Annotated in this window: 13 protein-coding genes and 1 pseudogene; 11 read left to right on the plus strand and 3 right to left on the minus strand. The window is 70.2% G+C overall.

Features of this window, described 5'->3' with window-relative positions:
- Nucleotides 1–130: 130 nt before the first annotated feature.
- Together AB0I67_RS09090 and AB0I67_RS09095 are read right to left on the minus strand one after the other, a co-directional pair.
- Nucleotides 131–226: a putative leader peptide gene (locus AB0I67_RS09090; protein WP_357920024.1), complete on the minus strand. Its 96-nt coding sequence runs from the start codon at nucleotides 224–226 to the stop codon at nucleotides 131–133.
- A gap of 9 nt (nucleotides 227–235) precedes the next feature.
- Nucleotides 236–1663: a polysaccharide deacetylase family protein gene (locus AB0I67_RS09095; RefSeq protein WP_357920027.1), complete on the minus strand. Its 1428-nt coding sequence runs from the start codon at nucleotides 1661–1663 to the stop codon at nucleotides 236–238.
- A 98-nt stretch (nucleotides 1664–1761) separates the two neighbouring features.
- Between AB0I67_RS09095 and AB0I67_RS09100 the strand changes: the two genes are divergently transcribed.
- From AB0I67_RS09100 to AB0I67_RS09125, 6 genes are all read left to right on the plus strand, one after another.
- On the plus strand, nucleotides 1762–3099 hold the full coding sequence (locus tag AB0I67_RS09100; RefSeq protein WP_357920030.1) for a glutamate-1-semialdehyde 2,1-aminomutase: 1338 nt from the start codon (nucleotides 1762–1764) through the stop codon (nucleotides 3097–3099).
- 17 nt (nucleotides 3100–3116) lie between these two features.
- Nucleotides 3117–3488, plus strand: a complete 372-nt coding sequence (gene ndhC / locus AB0I67_RS09105) for an NADH-quinone oxidoreductase subunit A (RefSeq protein ID WP_357920033.1) — start codon at nucleotides 3117–3119, stop codon at nucleotides 3486–3488.
- A 114-nt stretch (nucleotides 3489–3602) separates the two neighbouring features.
- Nucleotides 3603–4079 carry an NADH-quinone oxidoreductase subunit B family protein gene (locus AB0I67_RS09110; protein WP_357920394.1) on the plus strand — a complete coding sequence of 159 codons (477 nt, stop codon included), beginning with the start codon at nucleotides 3603–3605 and terminating at the stop codon, nucleotides 4077–4079.
- Nucleotides 4076–4669: an NADH-quinone oxidoreductase subunit C gene (locus AB0I67_RS09115; protein WP_357920036.1), complete on the plus strand. Its 594-nt coding sequence runs from the start codon at nucleotides 4076–4078 to the stop codon at nucleotides 4667–4669. Before AB0I67_RS09110 ends, AB0I67_RS09115 begins: the two co-directional genes overlap by 4 nt.
- Nucleotides 4662–5603 carry an NADH-quinone oxidoreductase subunit NuoH gene (nuoH, locus tag AB0I67_RS09120; RefSeq protein ID WP_357920039.1) on the plus strand — a complete coding sequence of 314 codons (942 nt, stop codon included), beginning with the start codon at nucleotides 4662–4664 and terminating at the stop codon, nucleotides 5601–5603. The genes AB0I67_RS09115 and nuoH overlap by 8 nt, the downstream gene beginning before the upstream one ends.
- 47 nt (nucleotides 5604–5650) lie before the next feature.
- Nucleotides 5651–6784 (plus strand): hypothetical protein, encoded by a 1134-nt coding sequence (locus tag AB0I67_RS09125; protein WP_357920042.1) that lies wholly within the window; start codon nucleotides 5651–5653, stop codon nucleotides 6782–6784.
- Nucleotides 6785–6972: 188 nt separating this feature from the next.
- Here the strand turns inward: AB0I67_RS09125 and AB0I67_RS09130 are convergent, their stop codons facing one another.
- Nucleotides 6973–8598, minus strand: a complete 1626-nt coding sequence (locus AB0I67_RS09130) for a serine/threonine-protein kinase (RefSeq protein WP_357920045.1) — start codon at nucleotides 8596–8598, stop codon at nucleotides 6973–6975.
- Nucleotides 8599–8793: 195 nt separating this feature from the next.
- Between AB0I67_RS09130 and AB0I67_RS09135 the strand changes: the two genes are divergently transcribed.
- From AB0I67_RS09135 to AB0I67_RS09155, 5 genes and pseudogenes are all read left to right on the plus strand, one after another.
- The gene (locus AB0I67_RS09135) at nucleotides 8794–10140 is read left to right on the plus strand and encodes a 4Fe-4S binding protein (RefSeq protein ID WP_357920048.1); all 1347 of its coding nucleotides are present in this window, start codon (nucleotides 8794–8796) and stop codon (nucleotides 10138–10140) included.
- 56 nt (nucleotides 10141–10196) lie between these two features.
- Complete coding sequence (locus tag AB0I67_RS09140) at nucleotides 10197–10940, plus strand: NADH-quinone oxidoreductase subunit J (RefSeq protein WP_357920051.1); 744 nt, start codon at nucleotides 10197–10199, stop codon at nucleotides 10938–10940.
- Nucleotides 10940–11224 (plus strand): annotated as a pseudogene (nuoK, locus tag AB0I67_RS09145) (NADH-quinone oxidoreductase subunit NuoK); the annotation flags it as partial. The gene AB0I67_RS09140 and the pseudogene nuoK, both read left to right, overlap by 1 nt.
- A 191-nt stretch (nucleotides 11225–11415) precedes the next feature.
- Nucleotides 11416–13500 carry an NADH-quinone oxidoreductase subunit L gene (locus AB0I67_RS09150; RefSeq protein WP_357920054.1) on the plus strand — a complete coding sequence of 695 codons (2085 nt, stop codon included), beginning with the start codon at nucleotides 11416–11418 and terminating at the stop codon, nucleotides 13498–13500.
- A gap of 271 nt (nucleotides 13501–13771) precedes the next feature.
- A complete protein-coding gene (locus AB0I67_RS09155) occupies nucleotides 13772–15946 on the plus strand; it encodes an NADH-quinone oxidoreductase subunit M (RefSeq protein WP_357920056.1) in 2175 nt (724 codons plus the stop codon).
- Nucleotides 15947–15949 lie beyond the last annotated feature (3 nt).

Raw genomic sequence — 15949 nt, forward strand, 5'->3', positions numbered from 1 at the left:
TGCCCTCGCTACGCTCGGTCACGCCTCAGTCCTCGCTGTTCGTCGCCGGGGCGCGTTCTCTATTTCCATGCTAGATCCTCGGGAGGTCATACGTTTCCCACTGCCCAAAGCGGGTACACGCAGTCGAATTTCAGGAAGCCGCGCGAGAACGGGAAGCGTGACACAGCCCGGATGCGAGCCTGCACAGGTCAACGTGCAGCCGGGCGAAGAGGACGGTTCTGGTCACGGTCGCCAACTATACGTCCCCGTCGCGCGTGGCCCGGTTGAGGGGTCCGGACGTGTACAACTGCCCCGCCTCAAGCGTGGCCTCGCCGTACAACTCCGGAACAGTGACAAGCGTGTAACCCTTCCCCTTGAGCGCTTTGAGGATGGCCGGAACGGCGTCAACGGTCGTCCGGTGGATGTCGTGCAGCAGGATGATCGCCCCGGGCCGCGCCCCGGCGACCGCCCGGCTCGTCACGGTTTTGGAGTCGCGGTCCTTCCAGTCCCTGGTGTCGACGTTCCAGTTGACCAGGGCGACGCCGAGGCGCTTGGCCACGTCGCGGACGTCCTTGTTCACCGCACCGTACGGCGGGCGGGCCAGCGTGGGCTCGACGCCGGTCGCCGCGGCCAGGGCGTCCTGGGTGCGGCCCAGCGAGTCGGCCACCCGGCTGCTCGACTGCTTCGACAGGTCGCGATGCGCCCAGCTGTGGTTGGCGACCAGGTGGCCCTCCCTGACCATCCGGCGCAATATCTCCGGCTGGGCGGCGGCGTTCAGGCCCACGGTGAAGAACGTCGCGCGCGCACCGGCCTCCTCCAGCGAATCCAGCAGCCGCCCGGTGTACGGCCCCGGGCCGTCGTCGAAGGTCAGCGCCACGCACTTGGCGACGCGGCAGTCGACCGCCCGGGCCGCCGGCGCCGGCGTGGTCGGCCGTGGTGTGGCCGTCGCCGCCTCCTGCCCGAGCGCCGCCTCCTGGGCCCGCCGGCCCAGCGCCGACAGCAGCGGCCGGGCCTGGTCTTTCGGTACGGCTGCCGCGACCCGGCCCTGCGAGCAGTCGAAGACCTGGCAGTCGTCGAACTCCACCACCAGGTCGCCGTCGGCGCTGAAGGCGATCGAGTCGAGCATGTCGTCGGTGAGCGTGGGCGTCACCCCGCGGTCGACCAGCTTGGTCTGGACCGCCTGCCGTACGGCGTCGCGGTCCGCGAGCAGGCCCAGCGAGCCGGTGGCCCGCTCGGCGGCACGGTCGTACCAGAGGGTGCGTACGGAGTTGCCCCAGTTGGCGCCGGTGAACTCGCCGGTGCGCAGCCGTACGCCGATGACCTGGTCGGAGAAGGCGGCGACCTGCCAGTCGACGTTCAGCTCGGGCCGGGGCGCGGCGCCGGTGTCGCCGGTGGCGGCGCGGAAGTCGCGCTGCTGCCGGCGCGCCTCCTCGGCGAGCGCCTCGTTCAGGGCGGCCGCTCCGGGGAACTCGGGATGGGAGATGTGCACGTACCGGCCACCGGACTCGCCCTCGTTGAGGGTCCGCGTGGTCAGACCCGTGATCGTGGCGGGGTCCACAAAACGGATCTTGGTGGGGTCCGCCGGGACGGTGTCGTCCTGGCTGGGGGAGGCGGTGGCGACGCCGCAACCGGTGAGAACGGCCGCGGCAAGCGCGATTCCTCCGAAGAATCGCCTTTTGTGCATGAATGTCACCTTAAGACGGCTTCTTTGCTATTTACCCCCTCTTGGGAAGATGCTGTTCCGGCCTTTCCAAGGGCAGATCCCCTGCCTACCATGGGCCGATGGATGATCCAGGCTTACCGCTCTCCACCCGGCTGCAGGACCGCCTCCACGACGTCATCCCAGGTGGGGCCCATACTTACGCCCGCGGAGCGGACCAGTATCCAGAGGGTTTCGCGCCCGTCCTCACCCGCGGTCAGGGCGCCCGCGTCTGGGACGTCGACGGCAACAGCTACGTCGAGTACGGCATGGGCCTTCGCTCGGTCACGCTCGGTCACGCCTACCGGCCGGTCCTCGACGCGGTCCGCTCGGTCCTGGACGACGGGCTCAACTTCAGCCGGCCAACCGAGCTCGAACTCCACGCGGCCGAGGAGCTCCTGGACCTGCTGCCCGGCGCCGACATGGTGAAGTTCGCCAAGAACGGCTCCGACGCCACTACCGCCGCCCTGCGCCTGGCCAGGGCGGCCACCGGACGCGACCTCGTGGCCGTCTGCGAGCAGCCGTTCTTCTCCGTCGACGACTGGTTCATCGCCACCGTCGGCATGAACGCCGGCATCCCCGCGCCGATCGCCGAGCTCACCGTGCGCTTCCGCTACAACGACCTCGACTCGCTGCGCTCGCTGTTCGAGGCTCACCCCGGCCGGCTGGCGGCGGTCTTCCTGGAGGCGGCCACCGCGCTGGCCGAGCCGGAGCCGGGCTTCCTCGAAGGCGTGCGCGACCTGTGCACCCAGCACGGAACGGTCCTGGTCTTCGACGAGATCATCACCGGCTTCCGCTGGTCCTTCCCCGGCGCGCAGGAGTTGTACGGCGTGCGGCCCGACCTGTCGTGCTGGGGCAAGGGCATGGGCAACGGCTTCCCCATCTCGGCGCTGGCCGGGCGCCGTGAGCTGATGGAACTCGGCGGGCTCCGCACCGACGCCGCCCGGACCTTCCTGCTGTCCACCACCCACGGCCCGGAAAGCGTGTCCCTCGCCGCCTTCCGCGCGGTGCTGCAGGCCTACCGCGAGCACGACCCGATCGGCGTCATGGAGACGCGGGGACGGCAACTCGCCGACGGGGTGAACGCCGCCGCGGACGGCCTGGGCGTCGGCGAGCACGTCCGGGTGATCGGACGGCCCTCCTGCCTGGTGTTCACCACGACCGGCCCCGACGGGCAGCCCTCCCAGACCTACCGGGCGCTCTTCCTCCAGGAAATGATCAGAAGAGGCGTGCTCGGCCAGTCCTTCGTGATCTCCGCGGCGCACACTCCTGAGGACGTCGAGCACACGATCGCCGCCGCGCGCGAAGCCCTCGTGGTGTACGGCAAAGCCCTGGAGTCCGGCGTCGAGCCGTTCCTGCGCGGCCGGCCCGTCGCCCCAGCCCTTCGCTCCCACGCCGATCCTCGCCGCCTGCCCTCCTGAGGGCTACCATCGCGACCATGGACGGCTATTACGGCTCCTACCTGCTGGTCGCCGTGCTCATCGGCATCGGGGTGGCGATCGTGGCCGTCGCGCTGCTCGCCAACCGGCTGTTGCGGCCCACCCGGCCGACCGCCGAGAAGCTGACGACCTACGAGTGCGGCGTCGACCCCGTGGGCGAGGGGTGGGCGCAGTCGCAGATCCGGTACTACGTGTTCATCTACCTGTACGTGGTGTTCGCGGTGGACGCGGTCTTCCTGTTCCCGTGGGCGACGGTCTTCGCCGACCCGGGGTTCGGGATGACGACGCTGGTGGAGATGTTCGTCTTCCTGGGGATCATCGCGCTGGGCATCCTGTACGCCTGGCGGAAGAAGGTCCTCACCTGGGCCTGAGCGGCTCGGGCGTGGTGCCTCTACTCAGGGCGGCCCCGGCAGGCGAGAATGGTCGCCATGGCCGATCTTCCGATGCCCACGGTGGGGCCGGTCTCACGGCTGGCTCCCAAGCCCATGCGATTCATCCTCAACTGGGGCAGGCGTTACTCGCTGTGGGTGTTCAACTTCGGGCTGGCCTGCTGCGCGATCGAGTTCATCGCCACCTCGATGAGCCGGCATGACTTCATCCGCTTCGGCGTGATCCCGTTCGCGAACGGGCCTCGGCAGGCGGACCTGATGATCGTCTCGGGTACGGTCACCGACAAGATGGCCCCGGCCGTGAAGCGGCTCTACGAGCAGATGCCCGACCCGAAGTACGTCATCTCCTTCGGCGCCTGCTCCAACTCGGGCGGGCCGTACTGGGACTCCTACTGCGTCACCAACGGGGTGGACCAGATTATCCCGGTCGACGTCTACGTCCCCGGCTGCCCGCCGCGGCCCGAGGCACTGCTGCACGGGATCATGCAGCTCCAGGAGAAGATCGCCGGGGAGCGGCTGAGCGACCGGTACGTGTGGTCCCGCTCGCACGGGACCCCCGGGGAGGAGGCGTGAGCTTCTACGAGGTCTCCGAGACGTTCGGCGAGCGCACGTTCGACGTCGAGCGCGGGGACTGGATCCGGCTGCTCACCCACTGCCGGGACGAGGGCTACGAGTACTTCGACTGGTTGACCGGCGTGGACGACCCGCCCGAGGGGTTCTTCGTCGTCTCGCACGTCTACAACCCCACCGCGCAGGTCCGGGTGCTGCTGCGCACCTGGGTGCCGCGCGCCGACCCGGTGCTGCCCACCGCGATCGGGGTGTACCGCGGGGCCGACTGGCACGAGCGGGAGACGTTCGAGATGTTCGGGGTGCGTTTCGACGGCCACCCGAACCTCGTGCCGCTGCTGCTGCCGGACGGGTTCGAGGGTTATCCGCTGCGCAAGGAGTTCATCCTGGCCGCGCGGGTGGCCAAGCCTTGGCCGGGGGCCAAGGAGCCGGGGGAGTCGGCGCCGGCGCGGCGCAAGACGTTGCCGCCGGGCGTGCCCGCGGACTGGGACGCCCCCTCGTCGACCTCCCTGCCCGCCTCGTTCGAGGCCCGCGCCTTGTCCGAGGCCGACGCTGCGGCCGAGGCCCGCCAGCCACAGGAGCCGCCCGATGGTTGAGATCCTGCTGCACTTCGCCGTCATCCTCCTGCTCTTCCTGCTGCTCCCGCTGATCGTGGGGCAGACCGAGCACAAGGTCATGGCGCACATGCAGTCCCGCCTCGGCCCCATGTACGCCGGCGGCTTCCACGGCTGGGCCCAGCTCATCGCGGACGGGGTGAAGTTCGCCCAGAAGGAGGACGTCATCCCCGCCGGGGCCGACCGGCGCGTCTTCATGATCGCCCCTGGGGTCGCGCTGGTGCCGTACCTCGTGGTCCTGATCGTCCTGCCGCTCGACGCCGGGTTCGTGGGGGTCGACCTCGACCTCGGCCTGTTCTTCGCCCTCGCCGTCATGGGCGTCGGCGTCCTCGGTTCGATCATGGCCGGGTGGGCGTCGGCGAACAAGTTCTCCGTGCTCGGCGGCATGCGCTCGGCGGCCCAGCTCATGTCGTACGAGCTCCCGCTGGTGCTGGCCGCCTCCTCGGTCGCGATGGCCGCCGGCACGCTGTCCATCCCGGGCATCGTCGAGGCCTGGCAGTGGTGGTGGCTGCCCTGGCAGGCCATCGGCGCGGTCGTCTTCTTCACCGCCGGGCTGGCCGAGCTGCGGCGGCCGCCGTTCGACATGCCGATCGCGGAATCCGAGATCATCATGGGGCCGATGACCGAGTACACCGGGATGCGGTTCGCCCTGTTCATGCTCGCCGAGTACGTCGGGATCGTGGTGCTGTCGTTCCTGACCACCGTGCTGTTCCTCGGCGGCTGGCAGGGGCCGTTGCTGCCGGGGTGGATCTGGACGCTCCTCAAGATCGGGGCGTTGTCCTTCGTCGTCATCTGGCTGCGGGTCAGTTACCCGCGGCTTCGTGAGGACCAGTTGCAGAAGCTCGCCTGGGCGGGGCTGGTGCCTTTGGCGTTGATGCAGCTCGCGCTCACCGGGGTGGTCAAGGTCCTGCTCTGAGGAACTTCCCGCCTCGTCCGGCCGTCGGACAGAGTGGGGTGAGGGTGATGCGGGCTGTTCGTCCTATCGCCGGCGCGGTCAAGAACGGGGCGCGCCCGAAGACCGTCCTCGAGGCGGACGGGGCTTGGCTCGTGGTGGACGTGCCGGGGGAGCGGTTACGCCTCCGGCCCGCGGCCCTGGCCCTCTACTCCTGCCCGCTCCCGGACGACAAGGCCGCCGCCGGCAGGCCCGGCCCCGTCGCCTCCACAAGCGGGACGACCGCCCCCGGTTCGCCCGGGCGTCTCGCCTCCACGGACACCGCCGATTCACCTGGCCACCTCGCCTCCACGGACGGCGCGAACGCCGACGCCGTTCCTCCCGGTTCGCCCGGTCACTTCGTTTCCACAGGTGGTCGTCTGGTCATGCCGGGGAGCCATGGTTCCGGCTCCCGTGACCCCGACCGCATCCTGGGCCTCGTCGCCCTCGACCCCGACGGCCTGGTCATGCTCGACCTGCCCGGCGAATGGCTCCCCCGCCAGGTCGCCGAACTGGCCACCGCCCTCGGCATCCCGCTGACCGTGCAGATCACCGCCCCCGCCGCTGCGGTACGGCTGGCCGCCCGGGCCCCCGGCTGGCGCCGCCTCCACGGACGCCGCGTCCTGCGCCTGGGCCGCTGGACCAAACCCGTCCTGACCACCGTCGCCTTCACCGGCCTGCTGGTCATGGCCTACCTGGTCACCGCCGGCGGCTGGTTAGCCTGGCGCGGCCTGTCCGGCCTGGGCCGCATGCTCCTCGACCTCCTGGACTCCAAGCTGGCCATCGCCGCCTTCGCCCCACTCGCGCTCCTGGCCCGCCCCATCCGCGCCCGCTTCCACCGCCGCCGCCTCGCCCGCGGCACCCGCCTGGGCCCCCTCGGCGGGCCGTACCTCCGGATGATCGGCACCACGCTCGAACTCGAGTACCCCAAGACCAGCATCCCCATGGGCGGCGCCGCCACCCTGGTCCACTACCGCTACGAAGAACTGGCCGGCCTGCTCATCCTGAACCGCACCGGCGCCCCGCTCCACCACCTGCCCGGACCCTTGACCCCGGACGCCGTCCACCGCTTCGCCACCCGCAACTCCCTGGACGCCCGCTTCCTGCGCTTCACCCGCGCTGAATACCTGTCCGCCGTCCACGCCACCCGCCGAGCCACCCCTTAGCCCTTAACCAGGCGGCCGGTCGGGTTAGCCCTTAATCAGGCGGCCAGTCGGGGCGCCCCCCGGGCCACCCTCTAGCCCCTCAGGCCGGCGGTCAGTCGGGGCCTTTTACTGGGCCGTCCCATGGCCCTTCAACCTGGAGGCCAGTCCATGCCACCCGTCGGGTCACCCCTTAGCCCTTATTTCGGCGGTCAGTCCACGATCGCCAGCATGACGTCCGAGGCGCTGGGCCGGTTCTCGGGCGTCTTGTCCAGGCAGGCCCCCGCCACCCGCCGCAACGAGGACGGCAACGGTGACAAATCGGGGTGAACCGTAAGCACCCGGTTGAAAACCGCCGGCACACTGTCCTCCCCAAAGGCCGGACGCCCCGTCGCGGCGAACAACATCGTCACCGCCCAGCTGAAGACATCCGAAGGCGGCCCCACCTTCTCCCCGGACAACTGCTCGGGCGACATGTACGGCGGCGTCCCCACCATCCGCCCAGCGGTCATCGTCACCTGATCCAGCGCCCGGGCAATGCCGAAGTCGATCACCCGAGGGCCGTCGGCCCCGATCAGGATGTTGCTCGGCTTGAAGTCCCTGTGGACGATCCCCGCCTTGTGGATAGCAGCCAACGCCCCCGCTGTGGACAACGCCAGCCGCGTAAGGCTGTCCGCATCCCGCGGCCCCTGCCGACGTACGAGCTGCTCAAGCGACGGCCCCTCCACATATTCACTGACGATGTACGCGTGCGGCCCGTTGATGTTCACGTCCAGCACGCGGGCTGTGGAAAACGTCGCCACCCGCCGAGCCGCCTCCACCTCCCGGACGAACCGCTCCCGCGCAGTCTCATTGCCCAACTCGTGCAGCACCTTCACGGCCACCTTGGTCCCGTTCGGCGCGACCGCGAGATACACCGCCCCCTGCCCACCACGCCCGAGCGACTCAAGCACCTTGTAATGCCCCACGAAGTGCGGAAGCCCAGCCTGGCTCTGCGACGACGACGCCTGCCGCCCAGGATGCTCGGCCGCGCCGCGACCGGGCTGCCCACCACCCCCCGGCTGCCCTGCCCGATGCCCCGGAAGCGGCCCCCCGAACGGCGAATTCGGCCCCGAAGCGGGAGATCCAGGCCCTTGAGGCCCCGAGCCGTGCCCTACATGACCCGGGCCGTGCCCAACCGGCCCCGAACCGTGCCCAAGGTGCCCCGCGCCATGCCCCGAACCGGCCGGACCGTGCCCACCGCCGTGCCCCGAACCGGCCAGACCGTGCCCCGAACCGTGCCTAGTAGCAGGCGACGCCGGCCCCGAGTTCGCCGTCCCGTGCCCCGCCCCCTGATAAGGCCCCCCAGAACTCCCCGGCTCCCCGTGCTGCGGCCCGAAGTGCGCCGAGTACCCCCCAGCCTGCCGCCCCTGTCCACCTTGCTGCTGCCCATACGGCCCCTTGGGCCCTTGATGATGCCCCTGAACCGGCCCCCGCTGATGAGCAGGATGAGTGGCCATGCCATGAATGTCATCCCGCCGCCGAGCATTGGCCATCAACGGCACCAAGATCCCGGTATGCACGAGCCCGCCGAACCAAGCCCCCACCAAAGCGATCGTCACCAATGTGGAAGCCGGCTCAGGCACCATCTCAAAATCGTCATACTGCGCCGTCACCACCACGAACAGCCCCACGCAGAACAGGTAGAACGCCGCGGCGACCGCCTGAAAGGCACTCCTCATCCAGAACGCGGCGAAACCGATCGCGAACGGCGTCCCCAGACCGCAGGTGACCAGGGGGATGAGGGCCCACACCACGGTGGCGACCCACGTTCCAGCACTCGGACGGCTGTACGGCATGCGGAGAGACTATCGGGCCGCACTTCGCAAATCGGGCTGTGGAGCCAACCTGTGGATAACTCCGATTCGCCTGTGGACGGTTGTGGAAATCGTGTGGCGCATTCACCTCTGACGCCGAGTGCGTCATGATGTTCAATCATGGCGCGGATACCGGGAGTCGGACTGGCAAAGGGGCTGTCCATCACCCTTCGCCACATGCTGCGCAGGTCGGTCACGCAGCAGTACCCGGAGGTGCATCCCGATCTTCCTCCTCGCAGCCGGGGCGTGATCGCTCTCGTCGAGGAGAACTGCACCTCCTGCATGCTCTGCGCCCGCGAATGCCCCGACTGGTGCATCTACATCGACTCCCACAAGGAGACCCTCCCCGCCCCCGAAGGCGGCCGCCCGCGTCAGCGCAACGTCCTCGACCGCTTCGCCATCGACTTCTCGCTGTGCATGTACTGCGGCATCTGCATCGAGGTCTGTCCCTTCGACGCGCTGTTCTGGTCCCCGGAGTTCGAGTACGCCGAAGGCGACATCCGCAACCTTCTCCACGAGAAGTCCCGCCTGGCCGCCTGGACCCAGTCCGTCCCGCCACCTCCGGCCCACGACCCCGGCGCCGAGCCCCCTAAGGAACTGACCACCACGCCCCGACCCGCTCGCCCCACCCGAACCACCCCCGCCGCGGGGCCCGCAGCCGCCAGAACCGCCTCGGCAACCGAGCGAGGCCCCTCCGCCAGACGTACGCCGGCCGTACGCGCTGAGGGCGAGTCCTCCGTCCCTGCTGAGCCCGGGTCCACCGCCCGTGCTGAGGGTGAGACATCTGCTCCGGGGGAGGGCGGGTCCGCTATGCCTGCTGAGCCCGGGACCGTCGCTGAAGGCGGGCCAGCGGCTCGGACAAACGAGGGCGCGACCGCGGCTCCCTCGACGGACCAGCCTGCCGTACCGCCAGCGACGGACAGCCCGGCCACACCCTCCCCAGCCACGCCTCCCCCCACTGACCCCACCTCCTCGGCCTCAACTACGCCGAGCTCGACCACACCGAGCTCTGCGCGCCGCCCAACCGCGAACGTCCGCGCGATCCGCCCGCCTGGCTCTCTCCCTCCGCGTCCCCAGCCCTCCACCCAGCCCCGGACCCCGGCCTCCGAGTCACCGAAGTCCCAGGCCGAGCCGGAGTCCCAGGGCGAGCCGGAGTCCCAGCGCGGCCTGGAGTCCCAGGGTGAGCCGAAGCCCCACACCGCCGGCCCGGAGCGCCCCAGCACGCCCACCCAACCGGCCCCCGCGGAAGGGCCCGCCCACCCGGCAGCCCAGCCAGAGTCCGCCAATGAGCCCGCTCACCCCACCCAACCCGAGGCAGCGGACACGGACACAACCTTGTCATCCACAGGCGAGCCCTCCGACGAGAAGTTGTCCACAGGTTCCCCCGCCCCACCCCCGCAGGCCGAATCCGAGGAGCAGACTTCTCCCGCGGAGCGACGCAGGCGAAAGATGGCCGACCCAAGGTCCATCCGTCCGCCGGGCACGCTCAAGCCTGCCGACCCACGGGAGCCCGAGGAGGAGTAGTCGTGACCGACCCGGTGCCACCCTTCTTTCCGCCAACCGGCCAAGAGGTGGTCCTCTTGCTGCTCGGCGTGGTCGCCGTAGGGTCGGCGCTGCTCGTCGTCACGACCCGCCAACTCGTCCACGCCGCCCTGTGGCTGGTGGTCTCTTTCGGCGCCCTGGCCGGCTGCTACCTGGTCCTCACCGCCGAGTTCGTGGCCTGGGTCCAGGTCCTCATCTACGTCGGCGCGGTCATCGTCCTGCTGCTGTTCGGGATCATGCTGACCCGCGCCCCCATCGGCCGCTCGGCCGACCTCGACAGCGGCAACAAGAAGCTGGCCTTCGCCGTCGCCCTGGCCACCGCAGGAGTCCTGGTCACGGTCGTCATCGACGGCTTCCGTACGGCCTACACCCCGCTCACCCCAGGCGCAGGCGCCGCCAAGGAACTCGGCACCAGCGTCTTCCGCACCTGGGTCCTGCCCTTCGAAGCCCTGTCGGTGCTCCTCCTGGCCGCCCTGATCGGCGCCATCGTCCTGTCCCGAACCGACATCCGGGGCACCGACCCCACACCAGTACGGCAAGCCCCCAGCCCGACCCCAGGCCCTCAAGGCTCCAGTCCGGCCGCGGGCCTGCAGGTCTCCGACCCAACCCCAGGACGCCAGGCCCTCCGCCCGACCTCAGGCGACCAGGCACCCGCCCCGAGCCCAGGCCACCAACCCCCCGGCAACGGCCAAGCCGTACAGCAAGCTCCGGAGCAAGGCGACCCACCAACCAGTCCGCCCTCCGAAGCAGCACCCCCCACGGGCGAAAGCGGGGACAAGTAGTGCACATCGTCTACCCGGCGGTCATCTCCGCGCTGCTCTTCTCCATAGGCGTGTACGGCGTGCTCGCCCGCCGCAACACCATCCTCGTGCTGATGTCGGTCGAGTTGATGCTCAACGCCGTCAACATCAACCTGGTCGCGTTCGACGTCTGGCTCGGCGACAAGCTGCACGGCGGCCAGGTGCTCACCCTGTTCGTGATCGTCATCGCCGCCGCCGAACTGGGCCTTGGCTTGGCGATCGTCCTCGCGCTGTTCAGGAACCGCGCGACCGTCGACATCGACCGCCTCCGCGACCTGGCCGAACCCCCGCCTGCTGACCCTTCGCCTGCCGACCCTGCGACAACCGCCGCCGCAGCCGCGAGCCTCACCGCCTCAGAACGGTCACCGGGCGCCCAGCCACTTCCGACGGCCGACGCCGGCAACGGCGCCACCGCCCAACCTGACCCGCATGCCGCCGGACAGCGGGGAGCTGGCCGATGACCCCATCCGTCCTGCTCCCGCTGACGATCGCGCTGCCGTTCCTGGCCTCCGCAGCTGGCCTGCTCCTGACCCGCCTCTCCTTGACCCGACGCCCGACTGTCATTCACACGCCCTCAGCCGCACTTAGCCAGGCAGCCACCACCAGGCCGGGCACCCACCCGTCCCTGGCCTCCGGAACCGGCACCGGCCCAGATTCCCCCTCCGGCTCCGGCAGCCACCCAGCCAACCATTCCGGCTCCGGCAGCCGCCCAGCCTTCGCCGGCCGCGCCGACACCCGCACAGCACACCGCCGAGCCGCCGCCATCGCCATCACAGCCACAGCCGCATCCGCAGTGCTGGCCGCCTGGTTGGCCTGGCAACAGGGCCTGACCTTCTTCGCCCAACTCGAAGGCGGAACCGCCCAATCCCCGGTCCTGACCGCCGACTACGGCACGATCGAGACCGGCGGAATCCCCATCTCCCTGACCCTCCAGGCAGACGCCCTCTCCACAGTGCTGGGCATCCTCGTCACCGTGGTCGCGCTGGCCGTCCAGATCTACTCCGTCGGCTACCTGAAGGACGACGCCCGCTACCCCTCCTACAGCGCGTTCGTCAGCCTGTTCACCAGCGCGATGCTCCTGGTCGTCTTCTCCGGCGACCTCCTGGTGCTGTACGTCGGCTGGGAGATCATGGGCATCTGCTCCTACCTCCTGGTCGGCCACTGGTGGGAGGACCGCGGCAACTCCCGCGCCGCGATCAAGGCGTTCCTGGTCACGCGCCTCGGCGACGTCGGCTTCCTGTTCGGCATCTTCGTCCTCGGCACCGCGACCGGCAGCTTCAAGATCGCCGACATCCTTGCCAAGGTCCCCGAACTGTCCACCGGCACCGCGATCGCCGCCACCCTGCTCCTGCTCGCCGGCGTGGCAGGCAAGAGCGCCCAGGTGCCGCTGCACACCTGGCTGCCCGACGCGATGGCCGGTCCGACTCCGATCAGCGCGCTGATCCACGCGGCCACCATGGTCGCCGCGGGCATCTTCGTCGTCGCCCGCCTCTTCCCGGTCTTCCTCGCCGCCCCGCCGACTCTCGACGTGCTTGCCGTACTGGCCGCCCTCGGCATGCTCGGCGCCGCCCTGGCCGCGCTCGCCCAGGACGACCTCAAACGAGTCCTCGCCTACTCCACGATCAGCCAGCTCGCCTTCATGGCCGCCGCCCTGGCCGCCGGATCGTCCACCACGGCGATCTTCCATCTGATCACCCACGGCGCCTTCAAGGCGTTGCTGTTCCTCTGCGCCGGAGTGGTCATCCACCACGTGGGCTCCAACCTGATGAGCGAGATGGGCGGCCTCCGCAAGGAACTGCCGGTCACCTTCGTCACGATGACCGTGGGCTTCGCCGCCCTGATGGGCCTGCCGCCCACCAGCGGTTTCTTCAGCAAGGACAGCGTTCTCCACACCATCGAGCAGTCCCTGTCCGACGGTGTGCTGACCGACGCCGCCGCTTGGCTGCTGTACGGCTGCGCGCTGGCGACGCTGATCGTCACCGGCGCCTACGCCACCCGAGCCTGGCTGCGTACCTTCCTCGGCCCGCCCCGGCTGGTCGAACTCGCCGAACCGCCCCCCGGCACCGCACACGTCATCGACGTCCGCGAGGCGCCGCTGTCGATGCTGTTGCCTGTCATGCTGCTCGCCGTCCCGGCGATGTTGCTCGGCCTGCCCGCGATGGGCCACCTCGACCTGGCCATCGCGGCCATCAGCGTGGTTCTGGCCCTGCTGGGCGGTGCCTCGATCTTCGCCGTCTGGCGTATCGACCCGGTCTCCGACCCCGCCCGCGTCCTCGGCCCGTTTCGCGCCCCCTGTGAGCAGGCTTTCTACCTGGACACCCTCTACTCCGTCCTCTTCGTGCGCCCGGTCCTCGCCCTGTCGAGGCTGGTCGTCCGGACCGACGACCACGTGGTCGACGGCGCCGTCCGCGAATCCGGCCGTACCGCCCAGGGCGCCTCTGGCCTGCTCCGCCTCGCCCAGAACGGCAACGTCCAGCTCTATGTCAGCGGCGTCCTTGCCGGGGTGCTGTTGATCGCGGTGGGAGCGGTGATGCTCACATGACCCCGCACCGCGCTTTGGTACGGCAACGCCACCCCTCTGTACGGCGAAGCCTCCGCGCTCCCTTTCCTTTTCCTTCCGACGTGCCCGGACCGGTTGCGGCGTGGATGGGCGGCTCAGCCTGGTCTGGCCCCGACCGGGGGCACGGATGCCGCGGTCACTGCGGTCGCCGGGGTGAGGGCGGTCATCACGGGCAGAGCGGGCACCGCGAGAGCAGCAGTCGTGGCGGGAAGCCCGGAAAGAGTGGTCGTGGCGGGAAAAGGGTGGTGAGGCGATGAGCTGGCTGCTGGTGTCGCTCGTGGCGGTGCCGCTCGTCGGCGCGGCCGGACTGCTACTGCCGAACCGCTCCCGCCAACGGGACTGGCTACGCCCTTACGGGCTGGCCGTGTCGGGAGTGGTCCTGGCCCTGGCGGTCGTCCTGGCGGTGCGGTTCGACTACAACCGCTCCGGCACCCCCCAGTTCGAGACCGACTGGGCCTGGGTCCCAAGCCTCGGCCTGCGCTTCCACCTGGGTGTGGACGGCATCTCCCTGCCACTGGTCGTGCTGACCGCCCTGCTGACGTTCCTCTGCTTCGGCTACCTGTCCTGGAGCGGCGGCCGGAGCCCGGGCCAACTACTGCGCCCGGAGTCGGGACGCCCCCGAGCCCTGGTCTTCACCCTCCTGGTCCTCGAAGTCGGCATGATCGGCACCTTCCTGGCGTTCGACCTGCTGCTCTTCTTCCTCTTCTTCGAGATCGTCCTGATCCCGATGTATTTCCTGATCGCCATCTGGGGCGGCCCGGCCCGGCGCGCGGCGGCGATCAAGTTCATCCTCTACACCCTGCTCGGCTCGGTCGTCCTCCTTCTCGGCCTGCTGCTCATCTGGGCCCAGACCGGGACGTTCGACATCATCGCCCTGACCGCCGCCCACGGCATGGGCCTGGCCCGGGGTGTCCAGACCGTGGCGTTCATCGCCATCGGGGTGGGATTCGCGGTGAAGACGCCGATGTGGCCGCTGCACACCTGGCTGCCGGACGCCCACACCGAAGCGCCCACCGTCGGCTCGGTGCTGCTCGCCGGAGTCCTGCTCAAGATGGGCACGTACGGCTTCGTCCGCATCGCCATCCCGATCCTTCCCGAGGGCGCGCTGGTGGTCGCGCCCTGGTTGGGGGCGTTCGCGGCGATCGGCATCGTCTACGGAGCCCTCGCGTGTCTGGCCCAGCGCGACCTCAAGCGCCTGATCGCCTACTCGTCCGTCGGTCACATGGGCTTCGTCCTGCTGGGACTGTCCACGCTGACCACGGTCGGCATCAACGCCGCCCTCTTCGCGAACATCGCGCACGGGCTGATCACCGGGCTGCTCTTCTTCCTCGCCGGTGCCATCAAGACGCGGTACGGCACAGCGGACATGCCCTCGCTGGGCGGTGGCCTCCTGAGCACCCTGCCGCACCTCGGAGCCGTACTCACCTTCGCCTGCATCGCCTCGCTCGGCCTGCCTGGGCTGGCCGGGTTCTGGGGCGAGATGCTGGCGTTGTTGGCTGCCTTTGAACCGGCTACCGGGTTGCCGCGCGGGTTGTTCCTGGTGTTCATGGTGGTGGGTGGGCTCGGGGCGTTGCTCACGGCGGCGTACTTCTTGGTCATGCTCTCGCGCGTCACCCACGGCGTGGCACGTGGCCTCCGGTCGCCCGGGCCTGGATATCCCGACGAGCAACCGGTCGCCGTCGTCCCTGGTGCGGCGTCGCCGTACCGGCAGCCGGCGTTGGCGGAGGGGGAGCGGGCCTGGTCGGGGGGCGACGCGTCGGCTTCGAGCAAGCGGGCTTGGACGGGCGACGACCCGTGGGTGGCCGAGGAGAAGGCGCTGGCCGGGGCGGGTGCTTGGGAAGAGGACCCGGACTGGGCCGAGGAGCAGGAGCGCGCGGAACGCCTCGAACGAGAGGCCGCCGCTCGGGAGTTCCGCACCGGTGAGCGGCCGTGGGGCGGGGCTCAGACAGGCGCAGGGGCGGACACGGGCGTAGATGCGGGAGCGGGGACGAGCTCGGGCGCAGGCCTCGGCCCAGGCGCCGGGCGCGAGGCTGAGGCCGGTACCGCTGCCGGAGCTGGAACCGAAGCCGGGGCCGCTGGTGCCTGGGCTGGGGGTCAGGCGGGGAGCGGGGCTGAGGTCGGGGCGGCTGGCGGGGCTGGGACTGATCCGGTGGGCGGTGCTGTGGGTGAGACGGCGGGTGGCGCTGGGGGTGTGGCAGCCGAAGGTGCTGGGGATGCGGCGGCGAGCGGGGCTGCGGGCAAGGTCCGGGCTGGGGGTGGGGCTGGTCGGGGGAAGGGCTGGGTGGGGCCGCTCAAGGACATCCAGCCGTATGAGCTGGCCGCGTGGAGTCCGCTGATCGTGCTGACCCTGGTTTTCGGTCTGTGGCCAAAGGCGTTGTTGTCGGTGACGACGCCTGCCGTACAAGCTCTCCTTGGAGTGGCCGGGTGAAGC

The organism is Nonomuraea sp. NPDC050310 (assembly GCF_040655795.1).
Lineage (GTDB): Bacteria > Actinomycetota > Actinomycetes > Streptosporangiales > Streptosporangiaceae > Nonomuraea.